Genomic DNA, 23,641 nt, shown 5'->3' on the forward strand with positions numbered 1-23,641 from the left:
GCTCTATCGGTCTAAAGTCACCAATTCGATTTTTCCGTTTTCCAATTTGGCGTAGTGCAAAGAATACAGCCACTGCCCCGTTGAAACGACTTTCCCGGCAGGGACTTCCCAGATTCCAGGAATATGATGATGCCCGTGAACGCAAATGTCGCAGGCATTTTCTTGCATTTTTAACGTCGCCGCCTGAAGATATTCTTCGATTTGTATTTGCCGGGAAGCTCCGGCGCGACGGCTGTTTCGCCCTACAAAAAGCGCTAAATCCATCCCCAAATCCGGATGGATTTTTCGAAATAAAAAGCGCGCCCATTTTGCATCGATCAGCTTGCGCGCAGCCCGATAACCCCAATCCTTTTGGGGAATGCCGTCGCCATGCATCAAATAGATATGATGTCCCTGAATGTTTTTGCAGACAAAGGAACGATGCACCTGAACGCCCAACTCTTTCGGGAAAAAATCTCCCAGTGCAAAATCATGATTTCCCATCAGGTAATGGACTTCCGTTCCCGCATCTACCAAATCGCCCAAAGCCCGATACAGAGGAAAATGTCCCCGAGCAATATAATGCCGGTATTCGTACCAAAATTCAAACAAATCGCCGACAAAAAAAATCTTTTCCGCATTCCCTTTCAGGTCCCGTAAAAAAGCGACAAGCCGTTCTTCGCGATTTTCAATGGCTCCGGGAGGGTTCACACCGAGATGGGCATCGGAAAAAAAATAGGAAGGCTTGCACATATATTGCAATTTAAATACGGGAAATCCAAAAAATTGCCCGAACAAAGAAAAATTAAAAGAAAAAAGGGAATTACATATAATCCTTCTTCGAATACTCGCAATTCATTTTTTTTCAAAGAGCGAACTTTTTTCAAACGGATGTTTTTTTCGCAAAATGAACTCTTTTTCAAAGCGGGGCATGTTCTTTCGCAAAATGAACCCTTTTTCAAAGCGAGGCATGGTCTTTCGCAAAATGAACCCTTCTTCAAAGTGTGAACGTTCTTTTTCACAAGGTGAATTTTTCTCGCGGGCTACAAGATGCTCGCCGCCGCTATTTTCGCTTGCCAGGTTTGGAACTTTCCTCTATCGGAAAATTTCTCGTCCGCAGAAAATTTTACTTTTGTCCTGTGAAATTTTGCCTGTCCATTCTCGCCGCCATTTTATTTTCTGCCTGTGCGCCCGCTCTTTACCGAGCAGACGCTCTCGGCGAATCGGCACCAATGGCTACGAAAAATGCTGCCCCCGTTTATTTTTCCGCGACAGAAGACGGCGACACCGTTTCCGTTCCGCTACAATTGCAACACGCTTATGCGCACCATTTGAACGACGCCATTCCTGCTGGCTGCACGCTGCATCTTTCCTTTATTGGCAATGTCCATGAGCATTACGCCAGCCCCTGGTATTTCGGGATTTTACTGCTGGCCCCGTTATGGCCGGCCATGCCCCGAGAGGACGACATTTCCATTCGGCTTGCAGCGGAACTTATCTGCGAAGGCGTGAAAGTACAAAGCGCAACCCTTTGGGAAGAGGAACACCCTCGACTATTTTGGTATGGGCCGTATCGAAACGGCTATATGCAGGAACACGCCGACATGGTGCACCGCAAGCTCGTCGCTCGTTTGAAGCAGTCCTTGTTGCAAAACTTCCCCGCCGACGAATCCATCCGTTCCGACATTTACTAATTTCAACCTATGTACACACTCTACGTCGTCGCCACTCCCATTGGGAATTTAGAAGATATTACTTATCGAGCTGTGCGGATTCTTCAAGAAGTTTCGCTCATCCTCGCCGAAGACACCCGCCATTCCCGACTTCTGATGGAACATTACGAGATTCGCACGCCCATGGAAAGCTATCACGACTTCAACAAAGAAGAAGTGACTCCTAAATACGTGGAGTACTTGAAAACCCAAGGCGATATTGCCATCGTGAGCGACGCGGGAACGCCGGGAATCGCCGACCCCGCATTCAACCTTGTCCGCGAATGCGTCCGGGAAGGCATCGCCGTGCGCAGCATTCCAGGTGCCTGCGCGATGATCAATGCGCTCGTATCCAGCGGGCTGCCGACAGATCGATTCCGCTTTGAAAATTTTTCCCCGAAAAAAAGCGCTCAACGGCTGCACTTGCTTGAAAAATTGAAATCCTCTGCGGACTCCACGCTTATTTTTTATGCAAGCCCGCACAATCTGGTCAAATTTATCGATGAAATTCGGCAAGTCTTTGGAGAAATTCCCATCGCCCTGATGCGCGAACTCACCAAAAAATTTGAAGAACATCTGGTAGAAACGCCGACGAAATTGCTGGAACATTACAAGAACCGAGAACCGAAAGGAGAATACGTTCTTCTGTTCCATCCGCAAGGAAAGGGCGGTTTATGATCGGATTCCTATTTGTCCAGATTGTTTTGAACGCCGCCTTAGTCCTCGCCAATCCGGATATCGAAGGCATTTACACGTTTCACGCCCAGCTCGTGCCATTTCTTGGAGCGTTGCCGTTCCTCTTCCGCCAAAAAACACGGCGGCATTTTTCAAAATTCCTGTGGTCCTATTGCCTTGTCGGTTTTTTAGCACTCGCCTTGGACTACATTCTCTATTCTCATGTCGGCCTGATTCAACTTGCCACGGTCTTTGTGCCGTTCCTCTTGTTCGCGCTTTTCCGCTTTGTTCAATGGAACTGGAAAAGAATTCATGAAAAAGAATCCCTCACCGCTTTGGCTCTCTGCTCTATCGGCTGGGGATTTTACGGATTCGCCTTTCCGCCTTTGCCTTTGGGTCCGGGGGCTTTTGTATTTCTGGTTCCTTGGTTTATCGTACTTTTGAAAGCGAATTTGCAGACGGCGATTTTCGCCTCGTTCTGGTCCGGATTTCTGTATAACGTCATCAACTATTACTGGATTTACAACGTGATGAACGTGGGGCCCGCTCTTTTGATTTTAATCGGGCTCGTCCTGCTCATTTCTTATTTCAGCGTTTACAACGTGATTGCGGCGGTTCTTTTTGTGAAAGCGAGGGAAATCCGGATTCGGAAATTCCCGATTCTTTTAATCCTGTTCCCGCTCTTTTACGCTGGACTCGAAATGACCCGCAGCATCGGCGACTTCAGTTTTCCATGGAGTCACCTGGGCTACGCTCTTGGCAATCAGTTGCCGCTTTTGCAAGCGCTTTCCCTCATCGGCGTTTTCGGTTATACCGCCCTGATTATTGCGAGCAACCTTTCTGTAGCGGCGGCCTTTACCGCCCGAAAAAAAATTCTGTTCGCCGTTCCTTTCGTCTTTTTTGGACTGTTGTGGGCTTACGGTTCCTGCATTCTCTCCAAGCCGGAAGCTTCGCCCTTCTATGTTGCCGACCCGAAAGAAGCTCCCAAGATCGCCATTGTTCAGCCGAACATTCACCAGACGAACAAATGGAGCAAGGCCTACTACGATTCCGTCGTCTTTAAAACCTGGCAAATCGCCGACGACAGCATCGATTGGGAAAAAAACGATGTGGATCTGGTCGTATTCCCGGAAACCGCCATCCCCGATTTTCTCCGGCTGCGGAATCGGGAAAAACGCTGGATTCACAAACGGATTCAAAATTCCCGTACAAGCATTTTTATCGGCGCTCTCGATTACGACAAAAACGGCAAAAAACCGCGCCCCGTAAACCTTTACAACAGCGGATTTCTTTTTAAGCCGGACGAAAACGATTACACGCGATATATCAAAACGCATCTGGTCCCCTTCAGCGAAAGACTGCCTTTTGACAATGTATTCCCGATTCTCAACTATGTGGATGTCGGGCAGGGCAATTTTGTTCCCGGAAAAAGCCGCCCCGTTTTTGAGCCCTATTCCTGGAGTCCATACATCTGCTACGAAACCATTTACGGAGCCGAAGGACGACGTTCCATCCGAGAGGGATCCCGCCTGATGGTGGACATCACAAACGACGGCTGGTTCGGCAAAAGCACAGCGGCCGCGCAGCATCTGAATCAGTTGCGCTACCGGGCTATCGAGAACGGATATCCCATTGTGCGCGGAACCAATACCGGCATTTCTGCATTTATTGATCAATACGGCAACGAGGATTTGAAAACAGAGCTTTTCACCGAACGCGTTATCACACGCCGCATTCCCCTACGGACAAGAGACACTCTCTACTCCCGCATCGGAGACGCCGTCGAATACGCCCTGCTCGCTTTTTTCTTTGCCTATTTGCTCGCGGCCATTCTCATTCCGCGGATTCGCCTTAATCGATAAGGGACATTGGCCAATGCCCCACCTTGGGACGGACACTTACTTGAGCGCCCTGCAATAAATTTTTTGCCGCTTCGACGACCGCGCCCGTAATCCATTCGTCTTCTTTGCCGAAACGGACTTCACAATTTAAAAGCGCAAGCGGGGAATCCACTTTTTCATTTGCCAGATATTCAAACCCTTGAGCAATCAGCTCCGGATCCATTTGCAAGGCGGTTCGCATCCAGCTTTCATAATACTCTTCGTCGGCAGGTCCGAACAAATTCAAAACATCCTGCAAGGCGACCTTGGGCATTTTTCGCACGCCTTTCGCCACTTGCAACACCTGCTTTTGCGGCCACGCGTCTTCCCCATGGCAAAAATCGATAATCGGGGCCAAAAGAATCCATTTTTGTTTTACGGGCCGGTGCTTTACAGATTTGAGCATTAAAAGCGCCGAAAAATCCATACCGACCAGGACATCCGCATTTTTAACTTCGGAAAGGGAATAGATGTTCTGCAAAGATTGCACTTCTTTCACATACGGGACAAAGCGATGTTCCGCATCCATATCGGCAACGGTCAATTCATCTTCCCAGATATTCCAATCCGAAGCCAATCCAGAAAGCCACGTCCATTTCAACACAAGCAATCCTCTCTCAAAAAAACAACCATCTGAAATTTCACTTTTGCATTCCAGAGCTATCTAAAAAATATAATCATTGTCCATACAGACAACCTCTTTTCAGTAAATATTGGCAACTTCTAAAAATTCATTTTCAAAAGATTGTTGCGTGAGAGTTGTCAGCTGCCAGAGGTTAGTGATTCGTGGCGAGTGGTAGAGGTTAGCACCCTTCGATAAACTCAGGGTCAGCTGATTGCAGCCCTTCGACAGGCTCAGGGACCGGACCAGTTGGCGAACCAAAATCATTTTTAGAGGTGGCCTATGGGAAAAATAAGAATTCTCTCAATCGGTTTACCAAAACAAAGGTTTTTACGGTTTGACGCCCACAGCAAATTGTGGAAAACCTATTTTTCATTGTGATGCAACTCACAGAACGAATTCCCTGGATTGACGAAAGCAAAGGATTTATCCTTTTACTTGTCTGCCTTTTTCATCTGGAGCAATCTTTTGCGAATATCCAAATGGGAATGCTTCACTGCTCGGCCTTCCGGATGTCGGCATTCTTTTACCTTTCGGGAATGCTTTTTAGCAATCGCCGTTTCCCTCGTTTTTTAGAATATCTAAAGCATAAAACAAAAGTTCTGCTTGTTCCCTACATTCTACTGTCCCTTCTCTTTCTCGCGATGGATCCCGTGCTATACCACTTTGCGAAATTTTTCCCGCTGTCCCCGAAAATGAGCGTTCTCGGCATACACCCCGATATTCAAAATGTCTGGCAATATATCGGCTGGAATCTGGCCAAAATTTTTGTGGCGGGAAAATCTTCCGTGGGAGCGGGGCCGCTCTGGTTCGTTTTCAATCTTTACGGTGTGAGCCTGCTGTTTTTTGCCGCGCATAAAATAACGTCCGGCAAAAAAATGCCGTTACTGCTTTTGGCCGCACTGGGAATGGCCGGAGGCTGGCTGTCGAACCGCTATGCCATCCACCTTCCTTGGGGAATCGAGCGGATTCTCACGACGTTTTTCTTTTTTGCAATGGGCTATATTTCCAAAGGATTCCTTTTCGCTTTGGGAAATGCAAAAATTTTCCTTTTGGTCGCATCGGCGTTGCTATTCGCCGTCCTTTACGCATTCTTTGAAACTCCCGACCCGAATTTCAGCATCATGAACAACGCGCTGGGGAAAAATTTTCTGCCTTTCCTATTCAGCTCGCTCACGGGAACGTGGGGCATTCTTTCGCTTTTTCTGCTTGCCAATCGTTTTCCCAAAGTTTTTTGCTTTTCCCTTTTCCAAGGGATTTTGCGGAACATTTCCCGAAACGGGATGATTATTCTGGCCGTTCACTGGTGGATTCTATTGGTTCTCAGAATCGTCTTCAAAAGCGTCTTGGACAAGCCCGGCACCGTTTATTTTGCGATTCCCATTGTCATCGTCGGCGTAATCTGCGCCATTCCGCTATTCCGCTGTAAATTCTACCGTTTAATAGCCAAAGAAAAAATATCTGTTTCTTCCAGTTTGTCCATTCGCTAAGGAGTGCGCCGTTGAAAAATCCGTTCAGAAATATGCTTGTCGCCGCTTCTTTTCTTGCGGCCTCTTTGCTTACGGCATGCCTCTGGAATTTCAATTCCGTTTCCGAACAGGAATTTGAATATCTTCCGCTGGACGACTCCGAATATCCCTACGCCAACTTGCCGCGCCTTGTCATTCAAACCGAAAACGCCACGAGCATCCGCGACAAAGAAACTCCCGTTAAAGCCAAATTGCAAATTTACGGAAAGAACTCTCCCGAAAGTCGCATTTACGACTTAACCATCCGGGGACACGGAAATTCTTCGTGGAGCTTTTCTAAATACAGCTACCGATTGAAATTTGAAAATGCCGTCCCGCTATTCGATATGCCCAAAGACAAGGATTGGATTTTAATTTCCAACCACAGAGATAAGAGCCTCGTGCGAAACCGCATTTCTTTTCAGTTGGCGAAATCGCTAGGAGACGAGTATTCCCCTCGTTCGCAATTCGTGGAAGTATTCGTGAACAAGGACTACCGTGGAATTTATCTGCTGACGGAAAAAATCAAGGTCGCAAAGCACCGCGTCAACATTCCCGATAATGAAAACGGATTTCTGCTGGAAAAAACGTCGGACGATGACGAAAGCAAATCGCATCCGGCCTTTTTTTCGGACGCGGGCCACCATTTTTTCATTCGACACCCCTCGCCCATCTCCGACAGCGCATTCCGTCTCGTCAAAAATCAAATCCATTCTTTTGAGTTTTTCTGGCAAAACGAAAACCCAAAAACGCTGGAATCCATCTCCCATTGGATAGATTTGGAGGATCTTATCCGCTACTACCTCATTCAGGAATTTTCCAAAAATCAGGACGGCTATTTTCACAAAAGCATTTTCATTGTCTGGAAAAAAGGATTCCCTTTGCAAATGGGGCCTGTCTGGGATTTCGATTTGGCCTACGGCATCGGGCTCAAGCATCAAATTTCACCCGAAAACTGGCCCACAGGAAACAACGGATGGTTTTCCCTTTTGTTCCAAAATCCGGAGATTTTACAAAAAGTACAGGAATACTGGCAAAATCACCATTCCGCATTTGAAGCAGTTATCGATTCTGTCGATTCCACGGTCAAATACTTGACCCCAGCCGCCAAAAACGAATACAAGCGTTGGCCGATTCTAGGCGAAAAATTCTGGATATTCGTCGAATCCTTTAAACGCTACGAAGATACGGCGGATTCCCTTAAAGACTGGATTCGAGAGCGGATTGCATGGCTGGATGCAGAACTACTTTCCCCGCCTTCCGAGTCTGCGGCATATCAATGATTCGCTGATTTTCAGATCCGCGAAAGCGCAAAGCGATATTCCTTTTCGCAGCCATAAACGGGCCATCGACCAGAACGGCAATCGAGTCCAGAATCTCATCGGTATAAGGCGTATATCTTTTTCCGCCGGGAATCAAATCCCGGTCATAGACGTAGCCGGAAAACATCCAGATATTTTTTTGCGGCAACTCTTTCCGAATGCGGCGCACCAATTGGACGAGGGTTTCCTGATTGGACGGTTCAAAAGGTTCCCCGCCGAGAATCGTGATGCCCTCGTAAAAATCCTTGCGCAATTCATTTAAAATCAGGTTCTCGATTTTCTCGTCGTATGGGACGCCAAAATGAAAATCCCACGTCTGCGAATTGAAGCATTCCGGACAATGGATTGTGCAGCCGGAAACAAACAGCGAAATGCGAATGCCCGTCCCATTGGCACAATCCGAATTGTAAATCTGGCCAACGTGCATTAGCGGGCGACCGAATTGACTTTTTCGGAAGAATCCGCCGCGATAGTTCCGATGCCGACGTGCAAAACGCGATCCGCAATTTCGGCCGTGCGACCCTGGTTCCAGTATTGCGTGCCGATATAGCCGCAAGTCCTGCGCGCCACGTGCATCTTGATCTGATCGCGGTTTCCGCAATTCGGGCATTCCCAGACCTGCTTTCCCGTCGAATCCTTGACCACCCGAATTTCACCCGTGTAGCCGCAGACGTCGCAAAGGTCCGACTTGGTATTCAATTCCGCATACAGAATGGAATTGTAAATATGCTTCATGATCGAAAGCACCGCCGGGATATTGTTCTGCATATTCGGCACTTCCACATAACTGATGGCGCCGCCCGGAGAAAGCCTCTGGAATTCCGCTTCCTTGGAAAGCTTGGAGAACGCGTCGATTTCTTCGGTCACGTGGATGTGATAACTGTTCGTGATGTAGTTCTTGTCCGTGACATGGGGAATCTTGCCGAAACGCTTTTGCAAGGCTTTCGCGAACTTGTAAGTCGTACTTTCGAGAGGCGTCCCATAGACGGAATAGTCGATATTTTCTGCCGCTTTCCAAGCCGCGCAAGAATCGTTCAGAAGCTGCATCACTTTTAACCCGAAAGCTTCGCCCTCCGGACTCGTGTGCGAAACGCCTTTCATATAATAAACGCATTCCGCAAGACCCGCATAACCGAGCGAAATGGTGGAATAGCCGTCGAAAAGCAGGCGATCGATGACTTCGCCCGACTTCAGCCGAGCAAGAGCGCCGTCCTGCCAAAGAATCGGAGCGACATCCGAAGGCGTGCCCAGCAAGCGTTCATGGCGCAAGCGCAACGCCCTGTGGCAAAGCTCCAACCGGGATTTCATGATTTCCCAGAATTTTTGTTCATCGCCACCCGAAGAACAGGCCGCATCCACCAAATTGATGGTCACAACTCCCTGATTGAAGCGCCCGTAATACCGATGCTTTCCCTCTACATAATTTTGGGCATTGCTGAGATTTCCCTTGCCCGCATCCGTAAAGCGATCCGGCGTCAGAAAAGAACGGCAACCCATGCACGGGTAGCAATCCCCTTTCAAGGAAAGCGCCACTTTTTCGGAAATGTAATCCGGAACCATCCGGCGAGCAGTACATTCGGCAGCCAGTTTGGTCAAGTAAAAATACGGCGTTCCTTCTTCCATATTGTCGTCTTGCAATACGTAAATCAATTTCGGGAAAGCCGGCGTGATATAAAAACCGAGATTGTCCTTGACTCCCAAAATTCTCTGTTTCAGCATGACTTCGATGATGAGAGCCAAGTCGTCGCGAATTTGCCCTTCGGGAACTTCGTGCAAGTAAAGGAAGACCGTAACAAAAGGAGCCTGACCATTTGTGGATTGCAGCGTAATCAGCTGATACTGAATCGTCTGGCAGCCGGATTCCACTTCTTTGCGGACTTCATCTTCCACGATTTTTTTCAATTTGTCTTCGGCAACGACAACCCCCGCTTCGGCAAACTCTTCACGGAGCCGCTTGGAAATTTTCTGCCGACTGATATCCACATAGCGCGCCAAATGGGACATGGTAATCGTCTGACCGCCATACTGGCTCGAAGCCACCTGTGCGACAATCTGCGAAGCCACCGTGCAAGCGGTGTTAAAACTTTTGGGCGAATCGATGTGCGTACCGCTGATGCAAGTACCGTTGTCCAGCATATCCCCCAGATTCACCAGACAGCAGTTGTGCATGTGCTGCGCAAAATAATCCGCATCGTGAAAATGAATCAGGCCGTTCTTATGCGCAGAAACCACATCTTCGGGGAGCAGGTAACGACCGGTGTAGTAACGGCTCCATTCGCCCGCCATATAGTCGCGCTGCACCGAAAGCACCGTCGGATTCTTGTTGGAGTTTTCCTGCTTGACTTCCTCGTTGTCCCGCTCGACGATGCCCGAAATTTTCTGGTCGATATTGCTCATCTTGCGGAGCTCGTTGTGCTTATAACGGTATGTGATATACAAGCGAGCCACATTATAGCGTCCCGTGGACATCAGGAAATTTTCCACCTTGTCCTGAATTTCTTCCACGGAAAGATCCCGGCTCGCATTGCGCGCATCCTTTTCGATGCCGGAAACAATCGTCGCAATCTGTTCCTCGGTCAATTTGTCCGAAAGGATTCCTTCTTCTTGATTCGCTTTCCGAATCGCATTCGCAATTTTTTCCCCGTCAAAAGCCACGCGTTCACCGGAACGCTTCATGATGTAGAGCTGCTGGGCTTCCACATCCATATTTCCATCTAATCTCTCGTCATAGACCATATCTCATCCTTTGTGATTTGTTGAATTGCATATTAGCAAAAAAAACGGACCAGCTGTGCTAGTCCGTTCCAAAATCCACAACATATTGTGTTTTCAACAGGTTATCCACTACAATATGTGTTTATCCTCACAAAAAGGAGCCTACGTCAAAACAGGCGAAAAGAAGCTCTTTTCGCCCGAATTTAACCCTATTTTGAAAATTACAGGCCTTTTTTGAATTTTTTCAGCATCGACGAGAGCTTGTTCTGCGTCTGAACGTTCGGCTTGCTCTTGGGATTGGCTCCACCCAGACGCGCCTTCAAATCGGCAATGGTCGCATGCGGACGAATGCCGACTTCACGACGCGGAGGACGCCCGCCACGCTGGTTGCGCGCATTCCGACCCGCACCGGCAACGCCATCCGTCTGTTCCTGCTTCATCGACAGGCTAATGCGTTTTTGCCCCGCATCCACGCCGAGAATCCGCACCTTGACCACATCGCCCACGGTGAGAACCGTTTTGGCGTCGTCCACAAACTTGTCGCTGATTTCAGAAACGTGCACCAGACCATCCTGATGAACGCCGATATCGACAAACGCTCCGAAATTCGCCACATTCGTGACCACGCCTTCCATCCAGCTGCCGGTCACAAGATCGTTGATGCTCTTGATGTTGTCGTTGAATTTGGCATAGCGGAATTCCTTACGCGGATCGCGACTCGGCTTTTCGAGTTCGGCAAAGATGTCTTCCAAAGTATGCTTGCCGACCGTGTCCGAAAGGAATTCTTCCAAAGAAAGCGACTTGATGGCGCTGGCATTGCCGACCAGATCTTTGACCGGAACGCCCGCTTTAGCGGCCATCTTCTCGACCAAGCCGTAGTTTTCCGGGTGAACCGCACTGCAATCCAGCGGGTTTTCCGCTCCCGGAATGCGCAAAAAGCCTGCGGACTGTTCATAAGCCTTCGGACCAAAGCCCTTGACCTTGAGCACCTCTTCGCGGCTGTTGAACGCCCCGTTTTCTTCCCGATATTTGACCACGTTTTCCGCCAAAGCCGAAGAAACGCCAGCGACATGGGTCAAAAGCGGAGCACTTGCCGTATTCAAATCCACGCCGACCATGTTCACGCAGCTTTCCACCACTTCGTCCAGACGCTTCTTGAGTTCGCGCTGGTTCACATCATGCTGGTATTGCCCGACGCCAATGGACTGCGGATCGACTTTCACCAGTTCCGCCAGCGGATCCTGCAAACGACGACCGATGGAAATCGCGCCGCGGGTCGTCACGTCTTCGTTCGGGAATTCCTGAATGGCGAGCGGACTTGCGGAATAGACAGACGCGCCCGCTTCCGAAACGATCACACGAGCCGGCTTCTTGCCCTTGAACTTGTGCGACATGTCCGCCACAAAAGCGTCCGTTTCACGGCTGGCCGTGCCGTTGCCGATAGCAATCAAATCGACTTCGTATTTTTCGACCAGCGCGGCAATATAATCGCCCGCTTCGGCGACACGCTTCTGCGGTTCGTGAGGGAAGATTACGCCGTGATCCATAAACTTGCCGTTCTTGTCCAAAACGGCCACTTTGCAACCCGTGCGGAAACCCGGATCCAAAGCCAGAACCGCCTTGTGCCCAGCCGGAGGTGCCAGCAGAACGTCTTGCAGGTTTTTGCTGAACACCTTGAACGCTTCTTCTTCGGCTTTGTCCTTCAAGAGCAAGCGGACTTCGCTTTCGAGGCTCGCCTTGAGCAAGCGTTCCCACGCGTCCTTGCACATTTCTTCCAAATACGGTTTCCAGACGCTCTCGTTCCGAATCACCTGACTCTGCAAATACGAAACAAATTCCGCATCCGGCATATCGATGGAAAGCCGGAGGACCTTCTCTTTTTCGCCACGGCGCAAAGCGAGCATTCGATGGCTCGGGATTTTCGAAACCGCTTCCGAAAAGTCGTAGTAGTTCTTGAACTTGGTTTCCTGCTTTTCAAATTCCTTGCGGACCTTGGACACCATAAGGCCCTGCTTTTCAATCTGCGCACGCAAATACTGGCGATAGGTCGCGTTGTCCGCCAGCTCTTCCGCCAAGATGTCGCAAGCTCCGTTGATGGCCGCCTTCGGATCGGCGAGTCCCTTTTCTTCGGAACAATAGATAAGCCCGATGGTTTCCGGCGTATTGTCCGTTTCTTCCTGAGCCATGATGATGCGGGCCAGCGGTTCCAGACCGCATTCCTTGGCGATAGTCGCCCGCGTACGCTTCTTCGGTTTGTAGGGAGCGTAAAGGTCTTCCAAAAGCGTCTTGTCCTTGCAAGCCTCGATCTGCCCCTTCAATTCCGGAGTCAGCTTGCCCTGTTCTTCGATGCTTTTTAAAATCGTCGTTTTCCGTTCTTCGATTTCCTGCAAGTATTCACGGCGGTGCTGAATATCGCGCAGTTCAATTTCATTCAAAGTTCCCGTCTGGTCTTTGCGGTAACGGGCGATAAAAGGAATGGTTCCGCCCTGATCCATCAGTTCCAGTGCCTTGGCAATGCGCCATTCTTCAATGTTCAATTCTTCGGAAATAATTTGCGAAAAATTCATATATCCTTTCCTTCATAGAGTCTTGTGGGACACAATTTAAAATCTTTCCCGCTTAAAACGGGAAAAACAAAGGTAAAACAAAAGTCATAACGACACCCATGGCGATTTGCAAAGGACCCCCGATTTTCAGGTAATCCCGGAAAACATAACGTCCAGCGTTCATCACCAGGGCATTCGGAGGAGTCGAAAAGGGCGAAATGAAACAGCAACTGGCAGAGACGGTCACCGCAAACAGGAACGGATACGGACTCACGCCGAGTCCAGCTGCCGCACTCATCGCAATCGGCGCCAAAAGCACCGCCGTCGCCGTATTGCTGATGAATATCGTCACCAAGGACGTCGTGTAATAAATGCCCGCAAGGAGCGCATAAGGTCCAAGAGCCCCAAGGTTTTCGGCAAGTTCCTTCGCAATCATTCCCGAAATCCCGGTCTTTTCCAGAGCCGTGGACATGGGAAGCATCGCTGCAATCAGAACCGTGCTTTCCCAGTTGATAGAACTGTAAGCGTCCTCCACATTGCGAAAACAGCCGGAGAGAATCATCAGCAACGCCGCGATAAAAACCGCCGCCACCGGAGGCACCGCATTGGAAACCATCAGAATGACCATCAAAAGGAGAATCGCCGCTGCAAACGGCATTTTATGATCCAGGGGAACGGACTCCGCCAGTTCCAGCGGCTCGCCGAGTACAACCCATTCCGAATTGGAAGCCGACAGCTTGCGGATATTTTCCCAAGCGCCTTGCACCAAAAGCGTGTCCCGAGATTCCAAGTGCACGTCCTTCAAATCGTGCAAAATGTAGGCCCCCTTGCGCTGGATTCCCAGAACATTCACCCCGAACTGCGCCCGAAAATTCGTTTCAAGAACGTTCCTGTTCACCAAAGAGGAATCCGGCATAAGAAGCACTTCAGCAATTCCCCAGTTCCTAAAATGCAGCGGAGAACCCGTTTCGCCCGCCGAAATCACAGGCGCACGCATTTCCTCGGCAAATTTTTTCACATCCGCCGAATCCCCCAGAACAAACAAGATGTCCCCGCCCATCGACACGCTGCTCGGCCCCGCCAACATCCGAGCGTTGGTTCCAAAAAACTTGCCGCGTCCCGGTCGCTCGATTTCTATCACCGTCAGATTATACGTATTCGGCAATTTCAAATCGGCAAAAGACCTGCCGACAATCGGCGAATCGTTCTGCACACGAACCCGCGTTACGTTGCGGGAAAGGCTGTATTCTTCGGTCAGTTCCCTCAAGGACTTGAAATGCGCCTCTCTTTCTTTCTGCACGTCCTTTTTTTTGCAAAGGAGGCGAGATGCCGGAAACATGGCGGCAATCATCAGCAAAAGGACAAAAAAGCCAATCGGCGTGAATGAAAAAAGCTTCAACGCCGGGTAGCCCGCTTTGACAAGGGCGTCGCTCACCACCATATTCGGCGGCGTTCCAATCAGCGTCATCAATCCGCCAAGGCTACAGCCAAAAGCCATCGGCATCAAAAAGCGCTTCGGGCCCGAGCGGGTGCCTGCCGAAACGCTCATCACAATCGGAAGCATCAAAGCGGCGGTTCCCGTAATGCCGACAAAAGCTCCGATAAAGCCCGTCACCAGCATGATCGCCACAAAAAGCACATCCTCGTTTTTGCCGACGACCTTGACGATTTTCTGTCCCGCAACGCGGGCAAGCCCCGTGCGAAAAACGGCTCCGCCCACAATAAACAGCCCGAGCATCATCAAAACAATCGAATTGGAAAAACCGGCCAGCGCCTCCTCTACCGAAACCACCCCAAAAACCATCAGCAGAACGAGCGACACCAACGCCACGATATCCGAGCGGATTTTCCCCTGCACAAAAAAGAACATGGAAAAAGCCAAAATGACAAGGGTTACGACCAGCGAAAACATAGCGGCGAAAAGATAGAAAAGTTCATCCTCGAAAAAGCGAAAAGAAAAATGATTTGGCGAGCCTCGATCGTCCGTCCTTCAACAGGCTCACTCATCACGATTGGCCCTTTTCCGAACGCTAAAAGGGCGTAACGATTATCCTTCCCATTCTTTTTCCGGCTTCATTTCATTCTCAAAAGCTCTTCGATGGCATTTTTGAAGCGCATTTTTTGGGACTTATATACAAAACTCCACCCGATTTGCTTGCCCTTCGACAGGCTCAGGGACCGGTTAGGAGTTAGGAGTTGGGAGTTGGGAGTTGGGAGTTGGGAGTTGGAACTGAAAACTAATAACTAAATTGTCCCTGCAAGGGACAATTCGTCTAAGGGAACAAGTTCCCAAGGCTCATGGGGCGCTGCACAATTCGCCTAAAGGAAGCGAAGCTTCCAAGGCTCATGGGTAAGCGAGTACCTCGCAGTCTGCGAGAAGAAATTTCCCTTGTGAAAAAGAAATCCACGCTTTGAAAAAAAATTATTTGTGAGAATTTGGAGGAAGATTGTATATAATTCCCCATTTTTTGCTATTATAATTTCGCAAAACAAAGGTATTCTATGTCCGATTGTATTTTTTGTAAAATCATCCATGGCGAAATTCCCTCCACTAAAATCTACGAAGACGACGAATTTTACGCCTTCAAAGATTTGAACCCGCAAGCTCCCGTCCATTTTCTGGTCGTTCCCAAAAAGCATATCACCAGTCTGATGGAACTCGAAGAATCCGATTCCCCGCTGATGGGACGCTTGCTTTACCGTGCACAGCTTTTAGCAAAACAAGAAGGCCTTGGCGAAGGCGGAGCCCGTTTCGTATTCAACTGCAAAGGCGACGCCGGACAAACCGTCTGGCATATTCATTGCCACGTCCTCGGCGGCAAAAGGCTCGACGACGGTTTCGGAGCGAAATAATTGCTAAAACGGGCAAAAGTCATTATTCTGCACAGGATGCCTTACAGCGATTCTTCGCTGATTGTCAAAGGATTCTGTTCCGATTTTGGCGTGCAATCCTTCCTTGTCAAAAGTGCCAAAAGCAAAAATTGCCCGTTTAAAAGCTCCCTGGATCCCCTTGCCGAAAGCGAAATCGTCTTTCACGATTCCGGGAAAAGCGATTTGCATTTCATTCGCGAAGCGAGCCTTATCGACTGGTTTCCCCATTTGCGGAAGGACTTGGAAAAAAACGCCATGGCGGAAGTCATCGCCGAAATCCTTTTGCGCTATTTGTCGGCAGGCCCCTCTCAAGAGCTGGTCTTCCGCTACACGGAAAAAGCCCTGCAAATTCTGGACCGCGGAGAAAAGCCGCAAGAAACCCTTGTCCGTTGGATGTGGCACGTCGCCGACTGCGAAGGCTACGCCCTTTCCCTCCATGAATGCGTCCGTTGCGGAGCCGAAATTCAAAATTTCCCCGCGGATTTCCTGTTTGAAAACGGCGGAGCCCTCTGCCAAAACTGCCTAGGCGTCCTCCAGCCGGAGCATTCCCCGGAATTTCTGGCAGACATTGCCCGGCTCTCCACTCGGGAACAATTGCACAATCCGCGGTTCCTCGAATGCGAATTTTTCAAATACCTGAAAAATCATCTCGGCGAAAACCGGGAAGTCAAATCTTACCATTGGTTGCAAGAGGTCAGAAATTATGCTTTCAGCAAAACAGATTCTTGAATGCAAGGGCAAACGGAAAATCGCCCAAATCACCACATACGACTTTGGCTTTGCTCAAATTGCCGAAGCTGCGGGAATCGACCAGATTCTCGTCGGCGACAGCCTTGCCAACACCATGCTCGGCTACAAAAGCACGCAATCCGTGGGAATGCCCGAGATGCTCATTTTTGTTTCCGCAGTAGTCCGCGGTGCTCCCAACACCCACGTCGTCGCCGATATGCCTTTTCAAAGCGACAGCGATCCGAAAACAGCATTGGAAAACGCCAAACGCTTTATCGATGTGGGAGCGTCTTCTGTCAAACTTGAAGGTTACAAGCCGGAAATCATCGAAACCCTTCTCCAGAACGGCATTGAAGTCTGCGGGCATCTGGGACTTTTGCCGCAGACCGCGACCAGTTTCAAACAAGTGGGCAAAACCGAAGAAGAAGCTGGGCGGATTCTGAAAGAAGCCGTAGCGCTTTCCGAAATGGGCGTTTACGAAATGGTCCTGGAGCACATTCCCGAAGCCTTGGGAAAACAGATAACCCAAGCCGTGAAGTCCATCACTATCGGCATCGGCGGCGGTTCGCATACCGACGGGCACGTTACCGTTCTACACGATGCCCTTGGCATCCATGCGGGCAAAATTCCTCCGTTCGCCACCCGGTTCTGCAATCTCTACGAGACAGCCAAAAAAGGAATCGAAGCCTACATCGACTTTGTGCGCAAAGAATCCCTGTAGCATTTTTTTCCAAGTAACGGGCATCGCTGCGAAAAAAAAATTGAAAAAGTGTTGATATTTTGTGTAAATCAAGTTATTTTGTAATTATAGTTATCAACATCAAAAAAAAGGAACAAAAATATGGCACCTAAAACCACGAAGACTACCAAAAAAGCGGCTCCGGCAACAAAGACTGCAGCTAAAAAAACAGTCGCCAAGGCTGCAAAGTCGGCAGCAAAAACGGCAAAGGCTCCAGCTGCCAAAGCAGCGCCGGCAAAGAAAGCTGCCGCTGCGAAAAAGCCCGTAGCGAAAAAAGCGGCCCCGAAAAAGGCCGTCGCCAAGGCAAAACCGGTGGTAAAAGCGGCTTCCAAGACCACTAAAGCTGTCAAAGCAGTCAAGCCGGCAACAAAGAAAGTCGCCGTGGCGAAAAAGACCGTAGCGAAAAAAGTGGCTCCGAAAAAGACCGCCACCAAAAAAGCCAAGTAATTTTTCCATTCTCTCTTTGTGCAAAAGAAAGGTTCGGATTCATCCGAGCCTTTCTTTTTTGGGAGGAGCCTTCCAGCCGATTTATTGGGAAGTGGTTAGGGGGTAGTGCGCTTCGATAACCGGTTGCTGCCCTTCGACAGGCTCAGGGACCGGTTAAGAGTTGGGAGTTGGGACTGATAACAGATAACCGAGTTTCCCCTTGCGAAAGAAAAAGCCCCGTTTGAAAAAATTCCCCCTTCTCGCTATGGCGCAATATCCAATTCCACCCCACAAAACCAAAACTTCCTACCACAAAGCGTGGCGGGGGATAGGGTGAAGGAAAAAGGGGCCGCCCATGAAGTCTTAAGAGTTTTACTCTTTTAGACGAATTGTCCCTGGAAGGGAGCCTTCGCAAAAGCGTGCAAGGCGAATGTTGCGCCGCAAGCTTGCTTGCAGGCATTACTGAGCCGCCGCCGCCGCGGACGCAACGCGTCAACTTGGAAGCCCCCTTATCCCTTCCGCCCGCTGGCCTATAAGGCATCCCTGAAACTCGGAATCTCTGATTCCGTAGTTGAAGTATCCCTGAAAGGGACAATTCGCCTAAAGGAAGCGGAGCTTCCAAGGCTCATGGGCGTAGGCGAGCACCTCGCAGTCTGCGAGAAGAAATTTTCCTTGTGAAAAAGAAATTCCTGTATTGAAAAAAAGAGTTCCACTTTGCGAAAAAGATGTTCACACTTTGAAAAATTTTTAATTGAGAGTATTTGGTGGAAGATTGTCCATAATTCCCAAATTTTTCATCGCGGCTATTTGGTGGAGAATCGCCCCCCCCCTTTTTTGCTCTGCCGAGATGCTTCCACAAATACTCTCCTTAGCTTTCCGCGTCACTTTTCTACATTATTTCTATGATTTCCGAAAACGACTTGAAAGAAATAGAATCCCTGGGACTTGAAGAAAAGATTTCCCGGGTAAACAGCTTGCTCGAAAACAAAGAAAATCCGAAAGCCTTTGAACTCGCCCTTTTTCTCGCACTCAAAATGGCGCAAGAAATCAAAACGGGCAAGGAACTCGGCAGCGAATCGGGAAAGATCGTCGCCGCTTGGATGCAAAAATATTCCGCGGAATTGGTAGAAGAAGCGATTCCTTTGGCAAAACAGTTCTTTACAAATCCGGAACAGATTGCCGCCCGCATTCGCGAAGGACTTTTAAAACAAGATGCCTAATCCCCTAAAAATTCTACCCGCTTCCGTGGATATCGGCAGCAACTCGACAATCCTTCTGATTGCCGACTTTGAAAAAGACGACAGCGGCAAAGAAATCCTGCTACCCAAAATCCAAAAAGTGGAAATCTGCCGACTCGGTGAAGACATTTACAATGCGCAAAAAATTTCTAAAGCCCGGCTCGAGGAACTTTCCCGCATTCTTTCGTCTTTCCGTTCCACCGCCCACGCTCTTGGGGCAGAAATCAAAGCCTGCGCGATGACCGAAGCCGCACGTAAAGCGGAAAACGGCGAAGAATTGATGGCGGCAGTCGAAAAAGCCCTTTGGATCAACCCCCGAATCATCTCCGGCGAAGAAGAAGCCGCCTACACATTCCGAGCGGTCGAAGAATGGCACGGCAAAGACATCGTGACCGTAGATATTGGCGGCGGATCAACCGAAGTTTCAGACGGAAAAAAAGCCGTATCTGTTCCCATCGGTTCCCTCTTCCTCTTCAAAAAAATGGGAGTCATTCCCGGCCCGGAATACAAAAAATGGGAAAAGGAAGTTCTCAAGGGCAACCCTCTGCGACCTTATGCCAAAAAGCCCATCTATCTTGTCGGAGGAACGGCGACCGCTCTCGCCATGGTATTTTTGAATCAGCCCGAATTCAACTTCAAGGCAATCGAAGGGCTGGAAATGAATCTGGAAGATTTGGAAAAAGTCATCACCAAAATTTCCAACGTTTCCAAAGAACTCCGGGGAAGTATGCCCGGACTGGAAAAAGGGCGCAGCGACGTGATTATCTGCGGGCTTTTCTGGCTCAGGAGCCTGCTCTCCCGACTGCACGCCGAAAGTTTTCGAATCAGCACTGCGGGACTTCGCTTTGGGCTTCTATATCCCGAAAAACAAGAGCCAAATCAAGGAATTTAAATGCGCATCAACAAATTTCTCTCTTTATGCGGAGTCGCCAGCCGCCGGGCTTCCGATGAAATCATTTTGCAGGGACGGGTTTCCGTCAATGGAACCGTTCTAAACCAGCCGGGCTTTTCCGTTTCCGAATCCGACGACGTGCGAGTGGACGGGCGGAAAGTCCAGCTGCCGGCCAAAACCAAAATCATCCTTTTTCACAAACCCGCAGGCTGCGTCTGCTCGGCTCACGATCCGCAAGGACGCACGACCGTTTACGACTATTTGCCCTCGGCCTTTCGCTCCATGAAATACATCGGACGTCTGGATTTGCAAAGCCGCGGGCTGCTTCTGTTTACCGACGACGGCGATTTGCTCTACAAACTGACGCATCCGAAATTTGAAATTCCCCGCAGTTACTATGTATGGACAACGCACCCCCTTTCCCGCAGCGACGCCCAACGTCTTGTCGATGGCGTAGAAATCGGAGAAAACGAGCGGGGCGTTATGGAACACGGTCACGCTGAAGAAATTTTCTTTGACGAAGGCTTTGTGGAAATGGTCCTATGCGAAGGGAAAAACCGCGAAATCCGAAGGATGCTCGAAGCGGTCGGCTACACCATCCGCGATTTGAAGCGAGTCACATACGCCGGAATCTCCCTGGGGAATTTGCCCACCGGCGAATTTCGCGAACTCACCCCAGCCGAAGAGAAATCGCTCCGTAAATCCGTACAAGACCTCGGAGCGCAAGAATGAAACGAACCATTTTCATCGGCGACGTGCACGGCTGCCACGACGAAATGATGAAAATGCTCGACGCGGTGCGCTTTAGCCCGGAAGACGACGAAATCTATTTTACAGGCGACCTTATCGGCAAAGGACCGAACGCCCTAAAAACCGTCCAGACCGTAGAGCAGAACCATTTCAAAAGCGTTTTGGGAAACTGGGAAGCGCATCTGCTGAAATACATCAGCGTTCCGCAGGAACTTTGGACGGACAAAATAAAACGCTTCTTCGATTCTTTGGAAGATCCGTTCTGGATTGCCAATGCTGTCAAAAAATGGCCTTTATGGTATGATACGCCTCAAGCACTCCTTGTCCACGCGGGACTCGAACCCGGCAAACAGCGTCTAGAGGACATGAATCCCAACGTGCTGCTTTCGATTCGCTCCTGGAGCGGTTCCGCCGAAGAGATGAAATCCCCGGCCAACCCTGCCTGGTTTGAATGCGTCACCTGGTCCAAACCGATTGTTTTTGGGCATTGGGCGGCGAAAGGACTCGTCGATATTCCCGGTTTCCACGGACTGGATTCCGGCTGCGTCTATGGCAAAAAACTCTCCGCCTACTGCATCGAAGAAAACAAGCTTTACCAAATTCCAGCCGCCAGAATCTATTCGCCCATCAAAGCCGGCAAATCTTAAAAGCCGAAGTGGATTCCCCCAACACAGCCCCACTAAAATTGTAAATTGGTTTCACTATGACAGCTCAAGAACTTTTCGACCGTCTCAAAACCGTCCAGCCCGGCTCCGTTCTCTGCAATTACACCTTGGAGCATTGCCAAAAGCTGGTTCCCCTCATCAACGAAATCAACGAACTGAAAAAAGAACGCCGCGCGGTTATCCTTGCCCACAGCTACGTCGCTCCCGAAATCATTTTAGGCGTTGCCGACTACGATGGCGACAGTTTCAAGCTCAGCCAGGATGCCACCAAAGTTCAAGCCGACATGATTGTCTTTGCCGCAGTCCGCTTTATGGGAGAAACCGCCAAAATTCTGAACCCGACCAAAGACGTCTATATTCCCGGCCCGCTTTCCGGTTGCAGCCTCGCCGACAGCATCACCGGGGAAGAAGTGCGCAAGCTCCGCGAAAAATACCCGGACCACACCTTCGCCTGCTACATCAACACGACCGCCGATGTCAAAGCGGAATGCGACGTCTGCGTCACCAGTTCCAACGTCTATAAAATCATCGCCAACCTGCCAAACGATAAAATCGTTTTTGTACCGGACCGCCTCATGGGCAAAAACCTGCAAGAAATGCTCCGCAAAAATGGCATTCAAAAAGAAATCGTCCTGTATTCCGGCTGCTGCTACGTCCACGAAAAATACGACCCGGAACTCATCCGATTTTTCCGCGAACAAAATCCCGGGCTACGCGTCGTCAGCCACCCAGAATGCCATCCGGGAATCGCCCTGCTCAGCGATTATGTCGGCAGCACCGGACAAATGGTTTCCTACATCAAAGAACAGCCCAAAGACACGCCGATCCTGCTCCTCACCGAATGCGGACTCAACGCGCGGATGCAATACGAATTTCCCGACAAGACTTTCATCGGCAGCTGCAGCATGTGCAAATACATGAAATCGAATTCGCTCGAAAACATTCTGGAAACATTGCGCCACCCGGAAGCGGCAACCAAAGTGGAACTTCCCGAAGAGACCATGCACCGCGCCAAGCATTGCATCGACGAAATGTTCCGATACGCAGCCATGTAGGGGAACCGATGCGCAAGGCCTTCCTTCTTTTTGCAGTCGCTGTTTGGACTTCGCTCTGCTTTGCCGAAAGCCACGAAAAAATCATTTGGCATCGCAGTTACTTCATCTCCATCGGGCTGGACGCGTCCCTTTCCTTGGGCGGCGACCTCGACGGAAAAGGCTATATGAAATCGGACGGGGACGAGGGAATTTTCATTCCCTCCATCGGCTCCTTTCCTCTGCCGCTCGCCGAAATCGGCGTCAATTTCAACCAGCACACCGTCGCCGTTTCCTTCGGAATGTGGAATATCGACGTCAATTACGGCAAAGGCTCCGATTACGAAACCGGCAACGACGCCAACTACTGGCGATTTGCCGCCGAATACCGCTACTATTTCTTCTGGCCCGAAGATTTTCAAATCGGACCCGGCCTGGCCTATTCCTTTTCCCGCCTCTCCGTTCACGATGCAGCCATCGGCATGGACAAATACTCAGGAGAATTTCGCGAATCCGCCGTCTTTGCCGCCAACGCCTTCGCCCTTTCCGCCAATATGCGCTACAAAATTCGCCCGTTCGGCATGGACATCGCCGTCCGTTACCGCCCGCACTTCATCCGCAGCGTGAGCACAAGCTCCAGTGGATACAATGACCTTTCCGAAACCCTGTGGCACCATAGCCTAGAAATCGGCGGACGCGTCTTCTACGAATTTTAACCGTTCTGTTTTTCTTTGGGCGTTCCCCGCCAAGCGGGGCGCTCCCTAGCGTTATCGCCGCGCATTCTTTTGCAAAATCCTTCGCGAAGCGCGGCGTCCGTTCAGCCAAATTCAAGAATTTGTCCGAACCCATCCGGGCGTCGGTCGCTAACGCAAGAATCTTGCTTGGTTAGTTGGGAGAAATGGCAGTCTCCTACGAAGCTCCCTGAAAGGAACAATTCGCCTAAAGGAAGCTGAGCTTCCAAGGCTCATGGAGCTTTGCATCCCTGAAACTTGGCATCTCCGATGCCATAGTTGAACGATTAGGTAGTCAGCCCTTAAAAAGTCACTTTGCGAACGTAAGATAAGGACGTTCGCATTTTTTGTTCATTCCGTTCCACAGAAGGCAAAAACAGTATAGCCATTCCAACAGAACAAAAAAGCGTCTCATAGCCCTCTTGAAGTTGAACGCCGCTGCTGCAAGCTTTGCGTTGAGCATGTCGCCAAAGATTCCTTTGTAGAAGTTGCGACCCATGCGGTGGTCGCTTTTCAGGTGGCCGTTGATAGGCTCGATGCCAGCCCTCTTGCAAAAAAGCTTGTGAGCCTTTTTCTTCTGGTAGTAAGTCGCGTTTTTCTTCGGGACGTC

The 23,641-nt window shown here is 49.8% G+C and carries 21 protein-coding genes and 1 pseudogene; 14 read left to right on the plus strand and 8 right to left on the minus strand.

Features of this window, described 5'->3' with window-relative positions:
• Nucleotides 1–3: 3 nt before the first annotated feature.
• On the minus strand, nucleotides 4–732 hold the full coding sequence (locus B5D40_RS02115) for a UDP-2,3-diacylglucosamine diphosphatase (RefSeq protein WP_078775597.1): 729 nt from the start codon (nucleotides 730–732) through the stop codon (nucleotides 4–6).
• Between the two features lie 386 nt (nucleotides 733–1,118).
• Here B5D40_RS02115 and B5D40_RS02125 point away from each other — a divergent pair, with 386 nt between their 5' ends.
• From B5D40_RS02125 to lnt, 3 genes are read left to right on the plus strand one after another with little or no spacing between them, the layout of a single operon-like run.
• Nucleotides 1,119–1,673: a hypothetical protein gene (locus B5D40_RS02125; protein ID WP_143394519.1), complete on the plus strand. Its 555-nt coding sequence runs from the start codon at nucleotides 1,119–1,121 to the stop codon at nucleotides 1,671–1,673.
• Between the two features lie 9 nt (nucleotides 1,674–1,682).
• Complete coding sequence (gene rsmI / locus B5D40_RS02130; protein ID WP_073302755.1) at nucleotides 1,683–2,369, plus strand: 16S rRNA (cytidine(1402)-2'-O)-methyltransferase; 687 nt, start codon at nucleotides 1,683–1,685, stop codon at nucleotides 2,367–2,369.
• Nucleotides 2,366–4,228, plus strand: a complete 1,863-nt coding sequence (lnt, locus tag B5D40_RS02135) for an apolipoprotein N-acyltransferase (RefSeq protein ID WP_078775577.1) — start codon at nucleotides 2,366–2,368, stop codon at nucleotides 4,226–4,228. Before rsmI ends, lnt begins: the two co-directional genes overlap by 4 nt.
• Here the strand turns inward: lnt and B5D40_RS02140 are convergent.
• Nucleotides 4,218–4,850, minus strand: coding sequence for an alpha/beta fold hydrolase (locus B5D40_RS02140; protein WP_143394518.1), 633 nt, complete (start codon nucleotides 4,848–4,850; stop codon nucleotides 4,218–4,220). The two genes, lnt and B5D40_RS02140, sit on opposite strands and share 11 nt — an antisense overlap.
• 398 nt (nucleotides 4,851–5,248) lie before the next feature.
• Between B5D40_RS02140 and B5D40_RS02150 the strand changes: the two genes are divergently transcribed.
• Both B5D40_RS02150 and B5D40_RS02155 read left to right on the plus strand, forming a co-directional pair.
• Complete coding sequence (locus B5D40_RS02150) at nucleotides 5,249–6,358, plus strand: acyltransferase family protein (RefSeq protein ID WP_078775580.1); 1,110 nt, start codon at nucleotides 5,249–5,251, stop codon at nucleotides 6,356–6,358.
• 11 nt (nucleotides 6,359–6,369) lie between these two features.
• A complete protein-coding gene (locus B5D40_RS02155) occupies nucleotides 6,370–7,659 on the plus strand; it encodes a CotH kinase family protein (protein ID WP_078775581.1) in 1,290 nt (429 codons plus the stop codon).
• On the opposite strand, the gene nrdG is transcribed toward B5D40_RS02155, so the two are convergent.
• The 4 genes from nrdG to B5D40_RS02175 all read right to left on the minus strand — a co-directional run bounded on the left by nrdG (nucleotide 7,577) and on the right by B5D40_RS02175 (nucleotide 14,862).
• On the minus strand, nucleotides 7,577–8,125 hold the full coding sequence (gene nrdG, locus B5D40_RS02160) for an anaerobic ribonucleoside-triphosphate reductase activating protein (protein WP_078775582.1): 549 nt from the start codon (nucleotides 8,123–8,125) through the stop codon (nucleotides 7,577–7,579). The two genes, B5D40_RS02155 and nrdG, sit on opposite strands and share 83 nt — an antisense overlap.
• On the minus strand, nucleotides 8,125–10,434 hold the full coding sequence (nrdD, locus tag B5D40_RS02165) for an anaerobic ribonucleoside-triphosphate reductase (protein WP_198951081.1): 2,310 nt from the start codon (nucleotides 10,432–10,434) through the stop codon (nucleotides 8,125–8,127). Before nrdD ends, nrdG begins: the two co-directional genes overlap by 1 nt.
• A 200-nt stretch (nucleotides 10,435–10,634) precedes the next feature.
• Nucleotides 10,635–12,980, minus strand: a complete 2,346-nt coding sequence (locus tag B5D40_RS02170) for a Tex family protein (protein WP_078775583.1) — start codon at nucleotides 12,978–12,980, stop codon at nucleotides 10,635–10,637.
• A gap of 52 nt (nucleotides 12,981–13,032) precedes the next feature.
• The gene (locus B5D40_RS02175; protein ID WP_078775599.1) at nucleotides 13,033–14,862 is read right to left on the minus strand and encodes an SLC13 family permease; all 1,830 of its coding nucleotides are present in this window, start codon (nucleotides 14,860–14,862) and stop codon (nucleotides 13,033–13,035) included.
• Between the two features lie 599 nt (nucleotides 14,863–15,461).
• Here B5D40_RS02175 and B5D40_RS02180 point away from each other — a divergent pair.
• The 3 genes from B5D40_RS02180 to panB are packed head-to-tail and all read left to right on the plus strand — an operon-like array spanning nucleotide 15,462 to nucleotide 17,280.
• Entirely contained in the window at nucleotides 15,462–15,812 is a 351-nt protein-coding gene (locus B5D40_RS02180; RefSeq protein ID WP_073302767.1) for a histidine triad nucleotide-binding protein, read from the plus strand.
• Nucleotides 15,813–16,559, plus strand: coding sequence for a DNA repair protein RecO (gene recO / locus B5D40_RS02185; protein ID WP_095849599.1), 747 nt, complete (start codon nucleotides 15,813–15,815; stop codon nucleotides 16,557–16,559).
• The gene (gene panB, locus B5D40_RS02190; protein ID WP_078775585.1) at nucleotides 16,534–17,280 is read left to right on the plus strand and encodes a 3-methyl-2-oxobutanoate hydroxymethyltransferase; all 747 of its coding nucleotides are present in this window, start codon (nucleotides 16,534–16,536) and stop codon (nucleotides 17,278–17,280) included. The genes recO and panB overlap by 26 nt, the downstream gene beginning before the upstream one ends.
• A gap of 68 nt (nucleotides 17,281–17,348) precedes the next feature.
• Here panB and B5D40_RS15835 read toward each other — a convergent pair whose 3' ends face one another.
• Nucleotides 17,349–17,741 (minus strand): hypothetical protein, encoded by a 393-nt coding sequence (locus B5D40_RS15835; protein WP_078775586.1) that lies wholly within the window; start codon nucleotides 17,739–17,741, stop codon nucleotides 17,349–17,351.
• A gap of 885 nt (nucleotides 17,742–18,626) precedes the next feature.
• On the opposite strand from B5D40_RS15835, the gene B5D40_RS02200 reads away from it, so the two are divergent.
• The 6 genes from B5D40_RS02200 to B5D40_RS02225 are packed head-to-tail and all read left to right on the plus strand — an operon-like array spanning nucleotide 18,627 to nucleotide 23,016.
• Entirely contained in the window at nucleotides 18,627–18,944 is a 318-nt protein-coding gene (locus B5D40_RS02200; protein ID WP_078775587.1) for a hypothetical protein, read from the plus strand.
• Nucleotides 18,937–19,854, plus strand: a complete 918-nt coding sequence (locus B5D40_RS02205) for a Ppx/GppA phosphatase family protein (protein ID WP_078775588.1) — start codon at nucleotides 18,937–18,939, stop codon at nucleotides 19,852–19,854. The genes B5D40_RS02200 and B5D40_RS02205 overlap by 8 nt, the downstream gene beginning before the upstream one ends.
• Complete coding sequence (locus B5D40_RS02210; protein WP_073302779.1) at nucleotides 19,855–20,586, plus strand: pseudouridine synthase; 732 nt, start codon at nucleotides 19,855–19,857, stop codon at nucleotides 20,584–20,586.
• Nucleotides 20,583–21,251 carry a metallophosphoesterase gene (locus B5D40_RS02215; protein WP_078775589.1) on the plus strand — a complete coding sequence of 223 codons (669 nt, stop codon included), beginning with the start codon at nucleotides 20,583–20,585 and terminating at the stop codon, nucleotides 21,249–21,251. The genes B5D40_RS02210 and B5D40_RS02215 overlap by 4 nt, the downstream gene beginning before the upstream one ends.
• A gap of 56 nt (nucleotides 21,252–21,307) precedes the next feature.
• Entirely contained in the window at nucleotides 21,308–22,324 is a 1,017-nt protein-coding gene (nadA, locus tag B5D40_RS02220; protein WP_078775590.1) for a quinolinate synthase NadA, read from the plus strand.
• Between the two features lie 8 nt (nucleotides 22,325–22,332).
• Entirely contained in the window at nucleotides 22,333–23,016 is a 684-nt protein-coding gene (locus tag B5D40_RS02225) for a hypothetical protein (RefSeq protein WP_078775591.1), read from the plus strand.
• Nucleotides 23,017–23,341: 325 nt separating this feature from the next.
• On the opposite strand, the pseudogene B5D40_RS02230 reads toward B5D40_RS02225, so the two are convergent.
• A pseudogene (locus B5D40_RS02230) lies at nucleotides 23,342–23,641 on the minus strand (hypothetical protein); the annotation flags it as partial.

It is taken from the genome of Fibrobacter intestinalis, from assembly GCF_900167415.1.
Taxonomy (GTDB): domain Bacteria; phylum Fibrobacterota; class Fibrobacteria; order Fibrobacterales; family Fibrobacteraceae; genus Hallerella; species Hallerella intestinalis.